The organism is Pseudolactococcus plantarum, from assembly GCF_002441715.1.
GTDB classification, from domain to species: domain Bacteria; phylum Bacillota; class Bacilli; order Lactobacillales; family Streptococcaceae; genus Pseudolactococcus; species Pseudolactococcus plantarum.
Window position 1 is genome coordinate 45731 of sequence record NZ_JXJX01000012.1, and the last position, 20649, is coordinate 66379.

The following is a 20649-nucleotide window of genomic DNA, read 5'->3' on the forward strand; positions in this document are numbered from 1 at the left end:
CGTTAGGTTATCCAAATAGTTTATTGAAAAAACTTTTTTTATCGGGTTGCTTAGGCTGCTCTGCTAAATTAATCTCTGGAAAACAGTCTGCTAGACTAATTTTTTCGTGATTAACAGCATGATCGGTATGTAGGACGATGCCAAAACAATCCGCATCAGCTTCAGCTAAAATTTGTCCTTCAAAGTGATGATCTGCTGCAAGTTTCAGATAATACCCTGAAAGCTCATCTGGTAACTTACCACATACTTTAACAAAAACATGCTCATCCTGGTTATCAAACCGACTCAAAATAGCATCAAAATGCGGTTTAAGTAGTAAATTTTGTGCATCAGCTAAGTCAATGGTTAACAGGACACGTTCTCTATAAGTATTTAGATAGTGTTTTTGTTCATCAGGGTTTAGTCGATATTCACCGCTTGAGGCACGGTCAAGCCTATTTTCTAAATCATTCATAATTCTAGTTTAACATAAATAGGAAGCGCTTTAACTGAAATTAGTTTGTTAGATATATCACGTCTTAAAAAGTATCGCAATTTAGGTGTGATGTTACTTAGCTCTCGCAAGTGTTAGCGTCTTTTTATCTACCATACGTAGTTGACCATCCTCGAGTTGTACAACATAGCTGTTAGCTAGATATGATTCGTCTCCTCTAATGATCGTTGCTTTTTGACCATTTGATAAGGTAATAATGTCATCTTTTTTCATGGTAGTACTTCCATTTCTAGGTAAAGGGATGTGGCGTTGCATTGCCACAAGGGTTTGAGTTACTAATAGCAGATGCTATAAGCAGTTGGGCAAGAAAGCGGTTTTAAGTCATAAGAGAAAACAAGGCATATCTTGCTTAATCACAACAAGCTGCTCAGATTAGTCGTTAAGACTAGTCATCTATTAGTCAGGTGTGATGACAGTTGATCAGTTAGTTACGATAACTAATTCTAAAAAAGTCATACCATTATTATAGCATAAAAAGCTTAACCTAGCAGTTTGCAGCTAGGTTAAGCTTTTTATCTGTTAACAGTTAATTCGTGTCGAGTAATCAAGCAGATCATTGCGTATATGATTGAGTAGCGATAGTAAAGTTATTTTTTATTTTGCGTGACTACAACTGATATGATGGCACCATTGATATAACCCATTGTGGCAACACCTATAATCATGAGAAACATTGACAGTATTTTTGTTGTTGGATGCGTGGGTGAGACATCACCATAGCCTACCGTTGTAATAGTTGTCATTACCCAATAAATCGCATTCAAAAAAGACGTGTGTTCAATCTCTTCAAAAATATATGCATTACCGATCAGATAGATAGCGAAATAGATAAAAAGTTCTTTAAAGGTATCGAATTTGAAAAGATTGGTTAACGTTGGTTTGATTGAAAAGCTAGATGTTCTGTTTAATCTCAATAGTCGTGTCGTTCGGACTAGCCTAACAAAACGAAAAAGTTTACCAATATTTAAAAACTGTAAAGGAATACACGAAATGATATCAAAAGTATGGAGTTTAAAGTAAGCTTTGATACTCTTCTTTTTAGCGTACTTCACAAAAAGAAAAGTTGATAAGATCAAGTCTGCGATGAATATGGCATCTATACAGAGGTCTTGGGTGTTTGTAAGTGGGAAAAAAATCGAAAAAAGTGCCAAAATAACAATTGAAATGGTATATATGTCACTGTTATATATCTTGTAAAATATATTAATATTTTTATTTATCATTTAAAAGACAATCTAGGTTGGTAGTTAACACGTTATCAATATGATAGCCACTGGAATTTGTAGCGAATTTATACTTTCAGGGTATCAATTTAATTTTATCTTGTTACACTGGTTTGTTATGCCTAAAAGGATAGACTAGTTTATTTACTGTACTAAGTTTACCATAAGACAAAAGTCTTTACAATATTTTTTAAATATTCTCTCATTTAACCTTTAGCAGTCGTAAAACATTATGTAACAGTTAATTTAAGTAACCGTTCTCTTATTTATTAACTTTTGTTTCAAGGCTTGATTGCGTATCGAAAATTAAAAGATAAAAGATAAAAGATAGCCTATCCAAGATTTGAAAAAATGTCAGAAGACCTGAACAGACGATAAGTATTTATCAGGTAGTCTGGTCAAAAGTTGTAGAAACTTGACTAGTTCATGTTTTGATTAGCAGTAGTAATAGGATACCAGCGAATAATATCAGACCATAGCTATAGGTACCAAGATGAGTATGATAACTTATATTAACCACTGTTGCTGCTCATAACAAAATCGGACATAATCACCACAGTCGATATAAACATAACGAAATGGTGTACGCTTTTTTTGCAGTAAGGGATTAACTTTTTGCTAAAATCTCAATTGATGTCTTAGCCAGTATATTGTTTGTTAATGAGTTTCTCATGTCGTTATAGAAAAACCCTGGTGTTAAGTTAAGTTTTTCTTTTGAAGCGTAGACAGTTAATGTATAATGATGATCTTTATCTGGTGGTGTAGGACCGACATAGTGTTGTGTGAGTTTAGGGTCTGTTTCACCCACAAATACGGAAGCAAAGCTATTTGTACCTTGTATACCATCGGAGAGGTCAAGGCTAAAGTTTTCTGGAATGTATATCGTAGTACCAGTTGTTTTGACATTAGCAACTAACCAATGAATCCAAGAAAACCCACAAACTGGCACAGCATCATGATCAATGAAAGAAAAAGATATATAGTGTGTGTCTGTTGGTAAGTCTTCAACACTAAATGGGAATGATAGGACAGGTTGATCTTTGTAGCGGTATGTATCTTCTGCATATTTTGAGTATTTTTCAGGTAAGTAATGTGCAACTGTATTTATTGTAAGTTTCATTTTTTCTCAATTCATCCATAATTCGTTTTTAATTTTAGCACTATCGGCAAGGTTATACAAGAAAAAATATACAGTGTATAACAATTGACCTAAGTATTAACTTTAGAGGGGATTAACGAGTGAAGGTAATCTTCTGTTTTTAATTGTATTTATCACAAATGAGCATCCAGCACACTACTAATTTAGATAAAAAAGCAGAATTAATAAAGTGTACTATGCTAAAAATCGCTTAACGATAGCATTTTGGCTATCTGTTGCAGCCTGTGATGATAAAGTGATATAATACAGTTATGAATATTTATGAACAATTGGCAACTTTCAATATTATCGAAACTGAAAGGTTACTCTTGCGGCCATTGTCGATGGCTGATGCAGCAGATATGTTTAGTTATGCGAGTCAAGCTGACAATTTAGTCTACGTGTTTCCAAAACACGATAATATAGCTCAGACAAGATTAATTATAGCCAATATGTTTATGAAGGCTCCTCTAGGGAAATGGGCGATTGAGCATAAAACTGATCATCAGATGATTGGGACGATTACGTTTGTGAAATTAGATGAAAAAAATCGTTCTGCAGAGATAGGCTATGTCCTCAATCAAAGGTATTGGGGACAAGGCTTGATGACTGAAGTGGTTAAAACAATAGCTGAATTTTCTTTAGAGACATTTGGGTTAACCCATATCGATATTGTCGTTGATAGTGATAATTTAGGATCGATTAAGGTGGCTGAAAAAGCACAATTCCATAGTGTAGAAACCTATAAAGCACTAAGTCCTTACACCAAGGTACTGAAAGTCTTTAAAAGATACAGGAAGGGAAATCATGAGTAAACATCAAGAGTTGTTGGATTATATCGATGATTTGGAAATCGGTAAAAAAGTCAGCGTTAGAGGCCTTGCTAATCGTCTCAGTGTGTCAGATGGTACAGCTTATCGAGCGATAAAAGAGGCCCAATCACGAGGACTTGTTTCTATAAATGATCGCTCTGGTACAACTCGTATCGCTAATCAAGCACAACGCGTTATCGAAACGCTGACTTTTGGTGAAATCTCAAAAATTGCTAGTGCAGAAGTGATGGCAGGTGAAGCAGGATTATCACAGGTATTCAGCAAATTTGCGATAGGTGCCATGACAAAGCAAAACATCCGAAAATATCTGACGCACGGTGGCTTATTAATCGTAGGCGATCGTACAGATATTCAGCTGCTAGCACTTGATGAAGAAAATGCTGTCTTGATCACAGGTGGTGTAGATATAGAGCCTGAGGTTTTAGCACGTGCTAATGCACAAGGTATTCCGGTGCTTAGAACTGATTTTGATACCTTTACCGTAGCCAGTCGTATTAATCGGGCCTTATCAAATGAACTAATTAAAAAAGAGATTACAACTGTAGCAGATGTTTACCAAAGCAAAGCAGCTACCTTACTTGAAACGTCTACTGTCAAAGATTATTTAGATCTTGTGAAAAAGACGAATCAATCAAGATTTACCGTGCTGAACAAAGCGAATTATGTTGTGGGTGTTGTGAGCATGCGTGATGTGACTGGTAAGAAAAACAGCACGACGATCGATAAAGTGATGACGTCACATCCAAGACTTGCAAAGTTTGATATGACAGTTGCTTCAACTAGTCAAAAAATGATATTTGATGGGTATGATATGATGCCAGTTATCAACGCTGATAACACATTTGCAGGGATTATTAGTAAGTCTGACATGTTGCGTAGCATGCAAGAGTCGTCTGAGCAAAGCCAATTTTCACATACCTTATCTGATGAAGTGATTAATGCTGTGAAAGAAGTGCAGTCTTATTATGCGTTTGTGGTTGAACCGTTTATGATGAATAATGTCGGAAATATCGCAAATGGGATGCTAGTTGAGATTATTAGCTATATTGCTGCGCGCGTGATGACGAAAACGAAACGGAAAAATATTATTATCGAATCGATGACCCTATACTTTTTAGGTGCTGTATCTATTGATGATGAGTTGGAAGTCTTCCCAAAAATTATTAGTGAAACACGACTTGGTGCGACGATCGATTTTGAGATCTATCTAGATTATCAAATTATTAGTAAGATTCTTGTCACTGTACAAATAAATTAACATTAAGGAATAAAACATGAATGAGATACTACAAAAAATAAACGCATATGACGAGATCATCATACATCGACATCAAAATCCGGATCCTGATGCCTTAGGCAGTCAGTTAGGTCTCAGAGAAATCCTCAGGACTAATTTCCCGGAAAAACAGATTAATGCTGTGGGATTTGATGAGCCGAGTTTATCCTTTTTAGGCGTGATGGATCAAGTATCAGACCTTGAGTTTAAAGGTAAATTAGTCATCGTGACAGATACTGCTAATACCTCAAGAATCGATGACAAACGCTATCAAACAGGCGACTTTTTGATCAAAATTGACCATCATCCAAATGATGATGCGTATGGTGATTTACGATTTGTAGATACAACAGCAAGTTCTGCCTCAGAAATTATTGCTAATTTTGCTTTTGAGCATCACTTAACAGTTTCTCCTGCAGCAGCTAAACTCTTATATGCAGGTATTGTTGGGGATACTGGGCGTTTTCTATATCCAGCCACAACACCTAAAACACTCTATACTGCTGCAAAATTAGCAGAACGAGAGTTTGATCGTGCGGGACTGATGAGAGAGATGGATAGCTTCGATATGAAAATCGCGAGGCTACAAGGCTATGTCTATGAAAATCTAGATATCTCAGGAGAAGGTGTTGCACGTATCGTCATCACCCAAGACTTTATGAAAAAACATGAGATAACTGACGCTGAAACATCCGCTATTGTGTCAGCACCTGGCAAGATTTCTGAGATTAAGACTTGGGCTATTTTTGTAGAGCAGGCAGATGGTCATTACCGAGTTCGCATGAGATCTAAAGAGGCAACAATAAATGAGATTGCTAAATTACATGGTGGCGGTGGACACCCCTTAGCTAGTGGGGCCAATAGTTATTCTTTAGCAGAAAATGATGAAATTTTTGAGCAATTAAGACATAATTTAGTCGCTTTTAAGAAATAGTGGTATAATAAAGGTATGAATAAAAAAGATTTTCCATGGTTATATGATGCTGAGTATATGTCGTATGTGGCTCCACTGTTAGATACAGCAGAAGTACAAAAATTGGATGAATTCACACATCACTATATCTCTACGCGTTTATTACATTCTTTAAACGTGAGTTATACGTCTTATAAAATCACTAAAAAATTTGGTTGGAATAAAAAAGCGACAGCCCGTGCCGGTCTTTTGCATGACCTTTTTTATTACGATTGGCGTGAAACGAAATTCGATGAAGGTAGTCATGCCTATGTTCATCCCAGAATTGCCTATCAAAATGCAAAAAAAATTACACACATCTCTAAACTTGAAAAAGATATCATCATCAAACATATGTGGGGAGCAACAATTGCGCCACCGCGCTACAAAGAAAGTTTTGTTGTCACTTTTGTAGATGATTATGTAGCGATTAAGGAATGGTCACAGTTGATGAGACTAAAATGGCGCTATCGTAAACACCTGAGGAAAGAAAAAATTAGTCAATGAAATTGCAAAATCAAGATATAAAAGTTGGTAAAACAATAGATGAATTGGTAGAAGGTGAGACATTTAGCCTATCTGAAACGATCAAAAACCGAGATATTTTATTATATCTCGGTCTTACGAATGATGACAATCCACTTTATTTACAGTATGATTATATTAAGGAACTTGGGTTGACTAAACCGGTTGTCCCAACTGCTTTGATTTTTGGGATCATCACGTCAACCATCAACAAACACTTACCTGGACCAGGTAGTCATGTTGTGAACGTGAATCTAAACTTGATCGAAAAAATATTTCGTAATGATTTGTTGAGTTTTAATTTTGAAATTATCAAAATTGATACCAACAAAGATTTAGTCACGATCAACATCGAAATCGTCAGAAATGATGAACGTGTTGCTGACGCTATCGTCTTGGTACAGCCACCTTTACCAGAAAGCGAATTGGGTTGATTGTGTAGTAACAAAAAACAAGTTTCCGAAGGTATTATGAATACTATAACAGAAAGGGATTATATGGATAATCAAATTTTTGAAACAAATCAACAAACAGGGAAGTTCTCACTTGCTGATTTCTTCGCTCGCATCTATGCTTTAGTAGGTATGGGGATTGCGGTGAGTGCAGTTGTAGCGTTTATTACACTGACTATGTTTGCTGAAAATATCGCAACTATTTTAACAACAAGTTCATGGATTTTATTTGTATTATGGATCATTGAGATGATCTTAGTTGTTGCGGTGACGCCAATGGCGATAAAGAATTCTCCTATGGCGCTACCAGCCTTCATTGCTTTTTCAGCACTGAACGGCTTCACCTTAAGTTTTACCTTAGCCTATTTTGATATCTCAACGATTTCGATTGCATTTGCAATATCGGCTGGTATGTTCTTTGTTTTATCGTTATTTGGTAAAACAACAAAACGTGATTTATCAGGTGTTGGGAAAGCGATGTTTGCAGCCTTGATCGGTATTATTATCGCAAGTGTTGTAAATCTATTTGTTGGCTCATCAGGTATGGAGTTCTTCATTTCTATCATTACGGTTATCGTCTTCTCAGGTTTAATCGCTTGGGATAATCAAAAAATAGAAAAGATTTACTACCAAGCAAATGGTAATGTAACCGATGGTTGGGCAGTTAGTATGGCCCTTAGCCTGTATCTAGATTTCATCAACTTGTTTATTTCAATCTTAAGAATCTTAGGTGTAACAAGTAGTAGAGATTAACCTAATAACTTATAGAGACATCTCATTTTGAGATGTTTTTTTTTGATATAAAAGAGCTTTTTGAACATCAAAAAACTCTCTCATCAAACATGATGAGAGAGTTTTATATTTATAAAAATATAATTGACTTATTTAACAGCTGATTTGAATTCTTCTTGTGAGAAGGCTTCATCGATGATTGCTTTAAGTTCTTTAGCAGATGCATCCATTTTTTGTTGTTCAGCATCATTCAAAGGAATGTTAACTGGACGAACAACACCGTGAGCACCAACGATAGCTGGTTGACCGATGAAGACATCTTCAATACCGTATTGACCTGATTGGTATACAGAAAGTGGTAGAACAGCATTTTCATCATCTAAGATAGCTTTAGTGATACGTGCCAATGCAGCAGCAATACCATAGAAAGTTGCACCTTTTTTGTTGATGATTGAGTATGCAGCATCACGAACGTTGATGAATAGATCAACAAGACCTTGCTCATCGATATCGCGGTTTTCTTGTAACCATTGTTCAAGTTTAACACCAGCTACGTTAGCGTGTGACCAAACTGCGAATTCAGAGTCACCGTGTTCACCCATGATGTAAGCATGGACTGAACGCGCATCGATACCGATTTTTTCAGCAAGTGCTTGGCGGAAACGAGCTGAGTCAAGTGAAGTACCTGAACCGATAACACGTTCTTGTGGGAAACCAGAGAATTTCCAAGTAGAGTAAGTTAAGATATCTACTGGGTTTGCAGCAACAAGGAAAATACCATTGAAACCTGAATCAACGATTTGAGTTACAACATCTTTGTTGATACGTAGGTTCTTTTGAACTAAGTCAAGACGAGTTTCACCTGGTTTTTGAGGAGCACCTGCTGTTAAAACAACAAGGTCAGCATCATGTGCATCAGCATAAGTTGCTGAGTAGATGTGTTTTGGAGAAGTGAAAGCCAATGCGTGGCTTAAATCTTCTGCGTCACCCTCAGTTTTCTCTTTAAAAATATCCACGATACCAAGTTCTTGAGCGATACCTTGGTTTACAAGTGCGAATGCGTAAGATGAACCTACAGCTCCGTCACCTACGAGGATAACTTTTTTGTGCAATTTTACATCAGTCATTGTGATATGAATTCCTTTCAAATTCTTGGTTTCCCAAGTTTTTCAACCACGTAAATTATAACATATAAATGGTAGCTTGTCAGTTAGAAAATAAAAATTTTTCAAGAAAATTACTGAAACCGTTTTCTTGATGAACACAGTTATTTCGTTGCCCTCATAGCTTGTATCTTGTTTTCTTCTGCAGTCACGCGGACAGTTTGTTGACCGACGTAAGTGACAAAACCTGGTGGTGTACCAGTCGGTTTATGTAGTTTTTTGACATCGATCATATCGACTTGTACAAGATTTGAAAGGCGAGCTTTTGAAAAATAAGCAGCCAGTTCAGCCGCCTCGGTAATCGTTTCGTCAGAAGGCGTTGGATTACCAGTGATGAGGACGTGCGAGCCAGGAATATCTTTAGCATGAAACCAAAGGTCGCCTTTTCGGGACAGTTTAAAACTGACTTGCTCGTTTTGCAAGTTATTTTTACCAACAAGGATGACTGTACCGTCTGTCGCAATATATTTTTCAGGTGGTAGTAGTTTTTGTTTTTTGTTAGTTCTGTGTTTTTGTTTGATAAATCCGGTTTGAATTAACTCTTCTCTGATATCTGTGATCTCAGCAACTGTTGCCTGTTTCAAAGCATTTTCAACAGATTCCAAATAAGTGATCGTTTGTTTGGTTGTATCGATTTGTTGATCTAAAAATTTGACGGCCTGTTTAAGTTTGGCATATCGATGGAAATATTTTTGTGCGTTTTGATTAGGGGTAAGGGCTGGATTCAGTGCAATTTCAAGCGGTTCATTGGTATAGTAATTATCTAAGGTAATACTTGTTTTATTATTGGGCACTTGATGTAGAAAAGTGGTTAACAACTCGCCTTTTTGTCTAAAAGTTTCAGCATTTGCAGTTGCCTGTAACTCTTTCAGCTGTTTTTTTAGTTTTTTACGATTTTTATCTAACTCGCCAGTCACTTTTCGGATGACCTCTCCAGCGACTTGTCGAACACGATCACGTTCAGCTTTATTCCGATAATAAGTATCTAACATATCAGATAGCGTATCAAAGCGTTCGTAGTGTTCAGAAAGGGCAATAGCCGAAAACGTATCGTTATCATAGATACTAGGAATAGGCGTTGTTAAGACAGATTTAAACTCAGCTAAACTTAACTGAGATAGTGTAGCGGCGCTATCACGACCAATCCCTTGGAAACTTTCTTGCAAGTTTGCTTTTGTCTGAAGGATTTCAAATAGTTTTTCATCAGACACTGAAAAAGGGTTTAGTTTGCCATCATCTGGTGGTGCGATATAAGTGGCACCAGGTAGAATTGTTCTATACTTATTTTGAGAAAAACCGACATGTTTAATGGATTCTAATATCTTATTTGACTGTCTATCTATCAAAATGATATGACTATGTTTTCCCATAATCTCTGAAATTAGAGCAATTTTCATGCTATCACCGATTTCATTTTTTGAAGAGATTTCAAAGATGATTTGTCTGTCATTATTGACTTGATAAATATTTTCAATAAACGCACCACTGAGGTATTTACGTAGAATCATGGTAAAAGTGGACGGTGTTTTGGGATTTTCAAATACTGTATTTGTGAGCTGAATCCGATTAAAGGTAGGATGAGCAGAAATCAATAATTTATGTGATTTTTGTTGGCTACGTACTTGTAATACCAGTTCATGACTGAATACTTGGTTGACCTTTTGGATACGACCGCCAATTAATGTATCAGCTAATGCTTTGGTCATATGGTGTAAAAAAATACCATCGAATGACATATATCACCTATTTCTATTTCAGACAAAAAATGAGTAGTTATCTTCATATTTTATCTGACCGAGTTTTAATATTGTATAATCCTATTTTATCAGAATTTTTTGTAAAATGTCTCATTTTCCGTTATAATGGAGACATGACTAGAAAATTAAGCATCATTGGTGCATCGTTAATTGTTATTTTTCTGATCTTTATTTTGACGCCAGGCATGCAACATCGTATTCGACTTGAGGAAATGAAAGTTGTTCCTAAAGTGACAACAACTGATCATGTTCTAGCAGTACCAGAAAACAATGTTAAAAATTTAGTCTTGACTCAAAAAAACGTCACAGTTATCCTATTAAATGCTAAAAATACTGGGTTAAATAAACGCTTCGATACCTTCGTAAATCAACAACCTACTTTAGGTCTTACAAAAAAAGTCTATGTTTTTCAAGACTTGTATCGTGATAAGTTTATTGCGTCATTAGCCCTTGATGATAGCGCAATTAACATTGTGACTTTTCAAGATGGTGTGAAACAATCAGAGATCAAGATAACAGATCAAACTAAGATTGACGATAAACTATTTGCCCAACTTAAATCGTAATGAATAGCTATAGCAGCTGGTTTCAAACCACTGTTATTGATACAGTAAGAGGAGTATAGAAGGTAAAATGAAGAATAAAAAAATGTTACTTGTTGTCGGGTTAATTATCATTATTGGTATTTTATCGGTTATGATTCCCAAATTTATGAAGCAACAAAACACTGTCAAAAATGATCAAGTTAAAGTTGGTGTCTTACAATTTGTGACGCATCCTGCTTTAGATGAAATTTATGCCGGTATCAAAGAAGGTTTAGCTGATGAAGGCTATGCTAAAGCAAAAATTAACTTTTATAATGCTCAAGCAGATCAATCAAAAGTCACAACGATGTCAAGCCAATTAGTAGATCAAAAAAATAATGTATTGATAGGTATTGCGACTCCTTCAGCACAAGGGTTAGTCAATGCGACATCAGATATCCCTGTTATCATGGGGGCAGTTTCTGATCCAGTTGGTGCAAAGTTAATCAAAAATGTTAAAAAACCTGAAGGTAATATCACAGGTGTGTCTGATAAATTCCCAGTCGATAAAGAAATTGAGTTGATTAAATCATTGACACCTAATGTTAAAAAGATTGGTGTCTTGTATAGTTCTTCTGAGGATAACTCAAAATCACAAGTCGCAGAATTTAAAAAAGAAGCTGCTGAAAAAGGTCTTGAAGTTTCAGAATATGCCGTGTCATCTACTAATGATGTGACGACAATCGTAAATGTTGCCTTATCAAAAGAAGATGCGATTTATGTGCCAGTAGATAACACAATCGCATCAGCATTTTCAACTGTTATTGCATTATCAAATGCGGCTAAAAAACCAGTTTTCCCATCTGTTGATACGATGGTTGCACAAGGTGGTTTAGCAGCTGTAACGATTAATCAACATGATTTAGGTGTTGCAACAGGTAAGATGGCAGCACAAGTTTTAAAAGGTAAAAAAGTATCAGAGTTACCAGTTGAATTCTATAATAAAACAACACCAGTAGCGAATAAAGATACAGCTAAACTTTTAGGGATTACGATTCCAGAAAAATATAAAGAAGTTGCGGTAGAGAAAAAATGATTGTTTCAACCATTAATCAAGGCTTGTTGTGGGCGATTTTAGGTCTTGGTATTTTCATGACATTTAGGATTTTAAATTTTCCTGATATGACAACAGAAGGCTCGTTTCCACTGGGTGGTGCAGTCGCTGTGACGATGATTACACAAGGGGCAACACCATTAGTCGCGACTCTAGTTGCTTTCGTAGCAGGTTGTTTAGCAGGATTAGTCACTGGTCTACTTTATACAAAAGGTAAAATTCCGATTTTACTGGCTGGTATCTTAGTCATGACATCCTGTAATTCAGTGATGTTGATGGTGATGGGGCGAGCTAATCTTGGCTTACTCGGCTTAGATAAACTAAAAGGGACATGGATTAGTGTTATTGCTGTTGTCTTAGTCTTAGTGCTGATGTTTTATTTTTTAAATACACAGCTTGGACAGGCTTTTATCGCAACAGGGGATAATATGGACATGGCAAAGTCTTTTGGGATTAATACGGATCGGATGGAGCTATTAGGCTTGATCGTCTCTAACGGGATTATTGCTTTATCAGGCGCGCTCATCTCCCAAAATGATGGTTATGCTGATGTCTCTAAGGGACTAGGTGTTATTGTCATCGGTCTAGCTAGTATTATCATCGGTGAAGTTTTATTTGGTAATGTCTCGCTATTTGAGCGGTTGATTGCTATCGTCATCGGTGCCATCTGTTATCAGTTTTTGATACTGGCTGTGATTAAGCTAGGCTTTAACACCAACTATCTCAAAATATTTAGTGCCATTATCTTAGCATCTTGCTTAATGATTCCAACTTTAAAAGCGAAAGTATTTAAGGGGGTCAAACTAAATGGTAACTAATAACCTTCCGATTATCGAATTACGGCATGCAACAAAAATCATTGAAAATGGCGATGAGAAAAAAGTGATCTTAGATGATGTGAATTTAGCCATCTATGAAACAGACTTTATTACGATCTTAGGTGGTAATGGTGCTGGTAAGTCGACGTTATTTAATGCGATTTCTGGTACTTTAACGTTGACGTCAGGATCTGTCTGGATCAAAGGTGTTGACGTCACAAAAAAAACACCAGAGAAACGTGCTGCGTTTATTTCTCGTGTGTTTCAAGATCCTAAGATGGGGACTGCCCCGCGTATGACAGGTGTTGAAAATCTTGCGATTGCCTCACGTCGTGGGAAGAAAAGAACCCTGAAATTACGTCAGATTAACAAATATAAATCAGAGTTTATCAAATTAGCCGCACAAATTGGTAACGGATTAGAAGCACATCTAGAGGTGCCGACTGGTAACTTATCAGGTGGACAGCGTCAAGCACTAAGTCTACTGATGGCGACAATCGTTGAACCAGAATTGTTACTATTAGATGAGCATACTGCAGCTCTTGATCCAAAGACATCTAAAGCCTTGATGAAACTGACTCAGGAAATCGTACGACAGCAACAGTTGACAGCCTTGATGATTACGCATCATATGGAAGATGCACTGAAATATGGTAACAGGTTGATCGTCATGAAAGATGGTAAGATCATCCAAGATCATAACTCTGTTGAAAAAGAACAGATGAAATTAGAAGACTTCTATAGGATATTTGACTAATGACGAAATTTTTACAACGGTTATCACGCATTATCTTAGCTGTGTTTGCCTTGATTTTACTCTTTGCTGGTGGTATGAGTTTTCAACGTTACCTGACTGAACATAAGGCACCTAAAACTGCTGTTACAGCTCAAGTGATTAAAGTTGACAATAAGAAAAAAGTCGCATATGACTACAAAGATGTTCACTACACCTCAATACCCGTGGCAAATGTGATACAAAATTTGGGCAAAGTTGGCGATAAAATAACCGTTTATGTGAATCAACATGATCCGAAAAAAATTTACATGAAACCAACTGCAACAGTATTGCTGATTTTTGCTTCGGTGATGATTGGGTGGTCTGTTTTAATCATCTTAGTGTTAGGGTTTGAGTATTGGTTGATTCATAAAGTAAAAGAAATAGCTCATGATAGTGAAGTAGCCATAGCAGAACAAGAAAAAGGAGCAAAATAGTAACATGGAAAAAACATTTTTTATCATTAAACCAGATGGTGTCCGCAGATCTCTAGTTGGCTTAGTCCTTGAGAGAGCTGAGCGTCGTGGATTTTCAATTGAAAAATTACAGATGTGTGAAGTGACACGAGACATGTTAGATCAGCATTATGCTGATTTAGTTGATAAGCCTTTTTATCATGAAATTGTGTCGTATATGCTATCTGGTCCTGTTGTCATTGGGGTAATGACTGGCGGGGATGTGATCCATTCTTGGCGTAAGATGATGGGTGCCACTAACCCTTCAGATGCATTACCAGGTACAATACGTGGCGACTTTGCGCATGCTTCTGATGATGGCTCTGTTGAAAATATCGTGCATGGGTCAGACTGTGCAGCATCAGCACAACGTGAAATCGCACTTTGGTTTGACTAAAACAATTAATCTGTCGTGAGACAGGTTTTTTATTTACCAAAACTATGGTAAAATAGGGGTTATGACTATAGACTTAAATGCAGTAAAAAAGCGGCAGGAAAATATTCGTAATTTTTCTATTATTGCCCATATCGATCACGGTAAATCAACACTTGCGGATCGAATTTTAGAACAAACTAAGACCGTCTCTGCTAGAGAAATGCAAGCGCAACTTTTAGATTCTATGGATTTAGAACGCGAACGTGGCATAACAATCAAGCTGAACGCGATTGAGCTGAATTATCTTGCTAAAGACGGCGAGACTTATATTTTTCATCTCATCGACACACCTGGACATGTCGATTTTACCTATGAAGTATCTCGTTCTCTTGCGGCTTGTGAAGGGGCGATTTTAGTTGTGGACGCAGCTCAAGGCATAGAAGCACAAACCTTGGCTAATGTGTATTTGGCACTAGACAATGATCTAGAAATCTTACCAGTTATCAACAAAATCGATTTGCCTGCAGCAGATCCAGAACGTGTTCGTCAAGAAATAGAAGATGTCATCGGATTAGATGCGTCAGAGGCTGTTTTAGCATCTGCCAAAGCAGGGATTGGGATAGAAGAGATTCTAGAACAAATCGTTGAAAAAGTACCAGCTCCTCAAGGCTCTGTAGATAATCCCTTAAAGGCTTTAATCTTTGACTCGGTCTATGATGCTTATCGTGGGGTTATCCTTCAGGTCCGTGTCATGGATGGGATGGTGAAACCTGGTGATAAGATTCAGCTGATGAGTAATGGTAAGACTTTCGATGTCACAGAAGTTGGTATCTTTACACCAAAAGCAGTTGGTCGTGAATTATTAGCAACAGGTGATGTCGGCTATATTGCAGCTGCTATCAAGACAGTTGCTGATACACGAGTCGGTGATACGATTACACTAGCTGACAATCCTGCTGAGGAAGCTCTAGCAGGCTATAAACAGTTAAATCCGATGGTGTTTGCTGGGATCTATCCGATCGAGTCAAACAAATATAACGACTTGCGTGAAGCACTTGATAAACTCCAACTCAACGATGCCAGTCTTCAGTTTGAACCTGAAACATCACAAGCTCTCGGCTTTGGTTTTCGTTGTGGTTTCCTAGGCTTACTTCACATGGATGTGATCCAGGAACGTTTGGAACGTGAGTTTAACATTGATTTGATTATGACAGCGCCAAGTGTTGTCTATCATATCAACACGACTGATGGCGAAACACTAGAAGTTGCAAACCCTTCAGAGTTTCCTGATCCAACACGTATCGATAATATCGAAGAACCTTTTGTCAAAGCACAAATCATGGTCCCACAAGATTATGTTGGGGCTGTGATGGAATTGGCACAACGCAAACGTGGTGATTTTGTAACCATGGATTATCTGGATGAAAATCGTGTCAATGTCATCTATCAGATACCGCTATCAGAGATTGTATTTGATTTCTTTGATAAATTGAAATCGAGTACCAAAGGCTATGCAAGTTTTGATTACGAAATTTCTGAGTATCGTAGAAGCTCACTCGTTAAGATGGATATCATGCTAAACGCAGAACGTGTCGATGCTTTGAGCTTTATCGTCCATAAAGAATTTGCCTATGAACGTGGTAAAATCATCGTAGACAAACTCAAAAAAATCATCCCTCGTCAACAATTTGAAGTGCCGATTCAAGCAGCTATCGGACAGAAAATCGTTGCACGTTCTGATATTAAAGCCTTACGTAAAAATGTCCTTGCCAAGTGTTATGGTGGGGATATCTCACGGAAACGTAAACTCCTTGAGAAACAGAAAAAAGGTAAAAAACGGATGAAAGCAATCGGAAATGTTGAAGTCCCACAAGAAGCCTTCTTGAGTGTCTTAAGCATGGATGATGAGTAATTAATCCTAAAAAACGAAGTGTGAATAGCTCCTAATAAAATAGACATGAAATAAAACACTATTTCAAGCATTTTATTCAGGAGTTTTTCATTTACAATGATCCATCTTGATTTTTAGCTCAGTATAGTCACATATAGCTTATTGGCTAAATGCAGTAAGACAAAGACTTATGCTAGACTTAGGATATTAATAGGTAATCAGGCTGGATATCAAAAATAGTTAAAGGAGAGTGTTTATGGTAATCAATTTAATCGTCATTTGTTTGATGATTATTTTTACAGCATTTTTTGTTGCTGCTGAATTTGCATTTGTGAAAATAAGAAAGACGCAGTTAGAACAGTTGATCAATGATGGGAATAAGACAGCAAAGCTGTCATTACATATTGTGTCTCATTTAGATGAGTATTTGAGTGCTTGTCAACTTGGTATCACCTTAACTTCTTTGGCTATCGGTTGGATTGGTGAGTCAACGATAGAGAGCCTCTTACATCCCGTATTTAATAGACTTCCTTTTACTGCCTCTTTCAATACCATCTCATCGCTGATTTTATCCTTTGGGATTATGACGTTTGTACATGTCGTCATAGGAGAATTGATTCCAAAATCAATTAGTATCTCTAAAACAGAACGCGTCGTTTTATTTGTCACTAAACCACTACATTATTTTAGACAAATTTCGTTTCCCTTTATTTGGTTGCTCAACTATTCAGCGTCATTAATAGGCAAACTTATAGGCGTAGAAATTAGTGGAGAAGGCAACGAGTCTCATTCTGAAGAAGAGTTACTGTTAATCGCGAATCAAAGTCTTACACAAGGCGAAATCAATTCGGAAGAATTCGAGTTGATTAGCAATAGTTTTCGATTTGACCAAACCTTGGCAAGAGAGATCATGGTCTCTCGAACAGATATGGATGTCTTATATGATGATCTGACAGTGAAAGCAGCACTTGACATCTCGCTAAAACAAGGACATAGCCGTTATCCTGTCGCCCATAAAACAAAAGATGATATTTTAGGGTATATCACACAGAAAGATTTAATTAAATGCTATCTGGAAAATCCAGAACAAGCAATCTCATCTCAAATAAATCCAGTCCTGAAAAATTTTGAGAATGTGCCAATCAAACAGTTACTCAATGCCATGAAAAAAGAAAAGAAACATCTTGCTATCCTAGTTGATGAATATGGTGGCACGTCAGGGATTGTAACGATCGAAGATATCATAGAAGAAGTGTTTGGTGATATTCAGGATGAACAAGACCATGAAGTCCCTTTGATCAAACAAGTCAATCCATTGACTTACATAGCAGATGGCAGAATAGACCTATATGAGATTGCAAAGCGATTCGACTTATCTTTTGAAGAGCTAAATAGAGAAGGCGGGAAAAAAACTGCCAGCCTAGGTGGTTGGCTGCTCGTCTATAATCAAGAGCTAACCAAGGTTGGGAGTATCGTGTCGTATCAAAATCTGACGTTTGAGGTCACTAAAATGGATCAAGGCGTTATTGTAACAGAAGTCAAAATAACGATTAATGATCAAAAGCATAACGACCCAAGCATGTCATGATAGGCTGGGGGCATTAAGGTATCGTCGTAACACAGGGATTCACCTAACTTTTGGTTCATTGATAACATGGCAAAACATCATGAAAGGGGTATGTTCCTGGCATCTAGCTGGGGTATCCCTTTTCTTTTGGGCTGGTGACGATGAGAGAAACACAGATGTTAAAAGGGATAGGGTAAGTCAAGACTATCGATTTGAGTAACGAAAAAATGTGTTAACAATAGTTTGATATGTTATTGAAATAAATTTTTAATCAGGTTATACTCGGAGATGAAAGAGAGGTAAAGAGTTGCTAAATCAAGAATTACATGAGCTTATCAGTAAGACACACCCTAATATATGTCAGATTTCAGTTTATAAACAAGGTGAAGCAGTATTTTCAGACGAGTGGCATGGGTATAAAAAAGAAGATGCGTGTCATGTCATGTCTGCGACAAAAAGTATTGTCGCCTTACTGATTGGTATAGCAGTAGACAAAGGCATGATTAAAAGTATTGACGATAGCATCTTAACATACTTTCCAAACTATCAAGTTAAAAGAGGAGAAAAAACAATACAGGATGTGACGATCAGGCACTTACTGACAATGACAGCACCCTATAAAGGTAAAGGTGATCCTTGGACAAAGGTTTGTTCAAGTGAGGATTGGACTACTGCATCACTTGATTTTTTAGGTGGTAGAAAAGGGCTTACAGATGAATTTAATTATCGAACTGTTTGCCTGCATATCCTAACAGGTTTGTTATATGAAGTCAGTAACATGACAACCGTTGCGTTTGCCAACACCTATCTATTTGCACCAATCGGCATAAAGGAAGTTGTTAATGACTCTCCTAAAACAGCCGAAGCCCATAAGCAGTTTACGATGAATAAAACGCCTAAAACACATATTTGGTTATGTGATCCAAAACATATCGCTGCTGCGGGCTATGGGTTATGCCTTTCTGCGACGGATATGGCTAAAATAGGACAACTTTGTCTCAATAAAGGTAACTATGAGGGTAAGCAAATCATATCATCAGAATGGATAAACGCTTGTTTTAAGCCAACAAGTAACCAGTTACCAGACTATCATAATTTGAGGTATGGATACTTGTGGTGGATACTAGATGATAAAAAAGAAACCTATGGTGCCTTAGGAAATAGTGGCAATGTGATTTATATTAATACTGAAAAAAATCTGGTAGTTGCCATTACTTCTTATTTTAAGCCTAGCGTTCTTGATCGAATAGACTTCATAGAAACATATATAGCACCATTTATTTTAAAATAACCCAAATCTTCATCGGGCAGTTGACAGGTAGTGTTAATTGCTTTTTTTTATTTTCTTTCACTATGTTGCTTTACAATCTAGTGGGGATTTGATACACTTATTGTATACTAGTTAGTAAAACTATATAGTGAGGTGATGACGATTAGAGAAACACAGATGTTAAAAGGGATATTAGATGGCTGTGTGCTACGTATTATCTCAGATGGTGAAGTTTATGGGTATGAACTCATTCAGAAACTCAAACAATCTGGATTTGATAGTGTAGTCGGGGGTACGATTTATCCTATTTTACAAAAATTAGAGAAAAATGGTGATGTCGCAAGTGTCATGAAAAAATCACTAGAAGGCCCAGATCGAAAGTATTTTAGTATCACCGAACAAGGACAAGATACATTACGGATATTCTGGCAAGAGTTTAGTGAGTTAACTGATAAAGTAAGGTATCTATGGAAGGAATGATATGACAGAGGAAACATATAAAGAAAAAATTCTTGAGATTGAAGAAAAATTAACAGCTGAAAATAGACAGTATTTTGATGCGTTTTATGAAAAAATCTTGGCTAAAGGTGCTATAAAATACAAAGAAAAAGCTATGTTGGAGACGGTCTATAATCTCTTGTTAGATTTACTAGACGCCCAAGTTGGTGGACAGAAAGCGCGTGTTTACTTTGGTGTCTCATCAGATGAATTGGCTGAAAATATGTTAAAAAAAATGCCCAAATCAAGTCCAGCAGAAATTAGAGGTATTTTATACTATGTCGCTGGCTCTGCTTTATTTTGGCAATTTTTCGGAAATATCAACTGGTTTTCAAATCAACCAGTGGCGATTTCATGGGTTGAGTATTTGGTTGGTGGCTTAGTATATGTGTTAGCAGCCTATATTTTCTTCACAGTTGTCATAAAAAATATAGCTGGTAAGTCAACAATGATGACCTATCTGATAGGTGGTGGTTTCTTTATTTTCATCATTGGTACTTTTGTTGTAACGCAGTTATTATTCGGACATATTCAAGTTTTTTATATCAATGCTTGGCTAGCAAAACTAATCGGTATTATCTTAGCAATCGGTTATGGCTTATGGACTTATAGTTTTTCAAAAGATAAGTAGTGGGTTTTTGATGTGGGTGAGATGATAAAGACTTATAAACGAATTGAGTAGTGATTGACTTGTAGGTATTTTTTTAGTGAATAAAGTATAGATCGACAGGTAACCTTGTGTTACCTGTTTTATCATTATCTAAAAAATAATCACGTTTTGTATTAATAATCAGTTCACAGTTTATCCCTAAATTTC

23 protein-coding genes are annotated in these 20649 nt (G+C 36.7%); 17 read left to right on the forward strand and 6 right to left on the reverse strand.

What is annotated here, in order from left to right:
- Nucleotides 1-7 precede the first annotated feature (7 nt).
- The 4 genes from RU87_RS08365 to RU87_RS08380 all read right to left on the reverse strand — a co-directional run bounded on the left by RU87_RS08365 (nt 8) and on the right by RU87_RS08380 (nt 2836).
- The gene (locus tag RU87_RS08365) at nt 8-454 is read right to left on the reverse strand and encodes a DUF1694 domain-containing protein (protein WP_068164170.1); all 447 of its coding nucleotides are present in this window, start codon (nt 452-454) and stop codon (nt 8-10) included.
- Nucleotides 455-547: 93 nt separating this feature from the next.
- Nucleotides 548-706, reverse strand: coding sequence for a bacteriocin (locus RU87_RS08370; RefSeq protein WP_068164168.1), 159 nt, complete (start codon nt 704-706; stop codon nt 548-550).
- 374 nt (nt 707-1080) lie between these two features.
- Nucleotides 1081-1716 carry a potassium channel family protein gene (locus tag RU87_RS08375; protein WP_082782195.1) on the reverse strand — a complete coding sequence of 212 codons (636 nt, stop codon included), beginning with the start codon at nt 1714-1716 and terminating at the stop codon, nt 1081-1083.
- 607 nt (nt 1717-2323) lie between these two features.
- The gene (locus tag RU87_RS08380; RefSeq protein WP_068164162.1) at nt 2324-2836 is read right to left on the reverse strand and encodes a YbhB/YbcL family Raf kinase inhibitor-like protein; all 513 of its coding nucleotides are present in this window, start codon (nt 2834-2836) and stop codon (nt 2324-2326) included.
- A 290-nt stretch (nt 2837-3126) separates the two neighbouring features.
- Between RU87_RS08380 and RU87_RS08385 the strand changes: the two genes are divergently transcribed.
- The 6 genes from RU87_RS08385 to RU87_RS08410 all read left to right on the forward strand — a co-directional run bounded on the left by RU87_RS08385 (nt 3127) and on the right by RU87_RS08410 (nt 7645).
- Nucleotides 3127-3669 (forward strand): GNAT family N-acetyltransferase, encoded by a 543-nt coding sequence (locus RU87_RS08385; protein ID WP_096835838.1) that lies wholly within the window; start codon nt 3127-3129, stop codon nt 3667-3669.
- A complete protein-coding gene (locus RU87_RS08390) occupies nt 3662-4945 on the forward strand; it encodes a DRTGG domain-containing protein (RefSeq protein ID WP_068164156.1) in 1284 nt (427 codons plus the stop codon). The genes RU87_RS08385 and RU87_RS08390 overlap by 8 nt, the downstream gene beginning before the upstream one ends.
- A gap of 16 nt (nt 4946-4961) precedes the next feature.
- Nucleotides 4962-5897, forward strand: coding sequence for a DHH family phosphoesterase (locus tag RU87_RS08395; protein ID WP_068164154.1), 936 nt, complete (start codon nt 4962-4964; stop codon nt 5895-5897).
- A 15-nt stretch (nt 5898-5912) separates the two neighbouring features.
- Nucleotides 5913-6422: an HD domain-containing protein gene (locus tag RU87_RS08400; RefSeq protein ID WP_068164151.1), complete on the forward strand. Its 510-nt coding sequence runs from the start codon at nt 5913-5915 to the stop codon at nt 6420-6422.
- The gene (locus RU87_RS08405) at nt 6419-6874 is read left to right on the forward strand and encodes a hotdog family protein (RefSeq protein WP_068164148.1); all 456 of its coding nucleotides are present in this window, start codon (nt 6419-6421) and stop codon (nt 6872-6874) included. The genes RU87_RS08400 and RU87_RS08405 overlap by 4 nt, the downstream gene beginning before the upstream one ends.
- Nucleotides 6875-6937: 63 nt before the next feature.
- Nucleotides 6938-7645 (forward strand): Bax inhibitor-1/YccA family protein, encoded by a 708-nt coding sequence (locus RU87_RS08410; RefSeq protein WP_068164145.1) that lies wholly within the window; start codon nt 6938-6940, stop codon nt 7643-7645.
- Nucleotides 7646-7773: 128 nt separating this feature from the next.
- Here the strand turns inward: RU87_RS08410 and RU87_RS08415 are convergent, their stop codons facing one another.
- Nucleotides 7774-8751: an L-lactate dehydrogenase gene (locus RU87_RS08415; RefSeq protein ID WP_068164142.1), complete on the reverse strand. Its 978-nt coding sequence runs from the start codon at nt 8749-8751 to the stop codon at nt 7774-7776.
- A 140-nt stretch (nt 8752-8891) separates the two neighbouring features.
- Nucleotides 8892-10523: an Rqc2 family fibronectin-binding protein gene (locus tag RU87_RS08420; protein ID WP_068164138.1), complete on the reverse strand. Its 1632-nt coding sequence runs from the start codon at nt 10521-10523 to the stop codon at nt 8892-8894.
- Between the two features lie 134 nt (nt 10524-10657).
- On the opposite strand from RU87_RS08420, the gene RU87_RS08425 reads away from it, so the two are divergent.
- From RU87_RS08425 to RU87_RS08475, 11 genes are all read left to right on the forward strand, one after another.
- Nucleotides 10658-11110: a hypothetical protein gene (locus RU87_RS08425; RefSeq protein ID WP_068164136.1), complete on the forward strand. Its 453-nt coding sequence runs from the start codon at nt 10658-10660 to the stop codon at nt 11108-11110.
- Between the two features lie 67 nt (nt 11111-11177).
- A complete protein-coding gene (gene trpX, locus RU87_RS08430) occupies nt 11178-12164 on the forward strand; it encodes a tryptophan ABC transporter substrate-binding protein (protein WP_068164132.1) in 987 nt (328 codons plus the stop codon).
- Nucleotides 12161-13000: an ABC transporter permease gene (locus RU87_RS08435; RefSeq protein WP_068164130.1), complete on the forward strand. Its 840-nt coding sequence runs from the start codon at nt 12161-12163 to the stop codon at nt 12998-13000. The genes trpX and RU87_RS08435 overlap by 4 nt, the downstream gene beginning before the upstream one ends.
- Nucleotides 12990-13757: an ABC transporter ATP-binding protein gene (locus RU87_RS08440; RefSeq protein ID WP_068164127.1), complete on the forward strand. Its 768-nt coding sequence runs from the start codon at nt 12990-12992 to the stop codon at nt 13755-13757. The genes RU87_RS08435 and RU87_RS08440 overlap by 11 nt, the downstream gene beginning before the upstream one ends.
- Nucleotides 13757-14212, forward strand: a complete 456-nt coding sequence (locus RU87_RS08445; RefSeq protein WP_068164125.1) for a DUF3592 domain-containing protein — start codon at nt 13757-13759, stop codon at nt 14210-14212. The genes RU87_RS08440 and RU87_RS08445 overlap by 1 nt, the downstream gene beginning before the upstream one ends.
- Nucleotides 14213-14216: 4 nt before the next feature.
- Nucleotides 14217-14627, forward strand: coding sequence for a nucleoside-diphosphate kinase (gene ndk, locus RU87_RS08450; protein WP_068164123.1), 411 nt, complete (start codon nt 14217-14219; stop codon nt 14625-14627).
- Between the two features lie 61 nt (nt 14628-14688).
- Entirely contained in the window at nt 14689-16518 is a 1830-nt protein-coding gene (gene lepA / locus RU87_RS08455) for a translation elongation factor 4 (RefSeq protein ID WP_425268498.1), read from the forward strand.
- A 235-nt stretch (nt 16519-16753) separates the two neighbouring features.
- The gene (locus RU87_RS08460; protein ID WP_068164120.1) at nt 16754-18085 is read left to right on the forward strand and encodes a hemolysin family protein; all 1332 of its coding nucleotides are present in this window, start codon (nt 16754-16756) and stop codon (nt 18083-18085) included.
- A 286-nt stretch (nt 18086-18371) separates the two neighbouring features.
- Nucleotides 18372-19355, forward strand: coding sequence for a serine hydrolase domain-containing protein (locus tag RU87_RS08465; RefSeq protein WP_068164118.1), 984 nt, complete (start codon nt 18372-18374; stop codon nt 19353-19355).
- A 141-nt stretch (nt 19356-19496) separates the two neighbouring features.
- On the forward strand, nt 19497-19814 hold the full coding sequence (locus tag RU87_RS08470; RefSeq protein WP_068164328.1) for a PadR family transcriptional regulator: 318 nt from the start codon (nt 19497-19499) through the stop codon (nt 19812-19814).
- A gap of 1 nt (nt 19815) precedes the next feature.
- On the forward strand, nt 19816-20463 hold the full coding sequence (locus RU87_RS08475) for a DUF1129 domain-containing protein (RefSeq protein ID WP_068164115.1): 648 nt from the start codon (nt 19816-19818) through the stop codon (nt 20461-20463).
- Nucleotides 20464-20649: the final 186 nt, after the last annotated feature.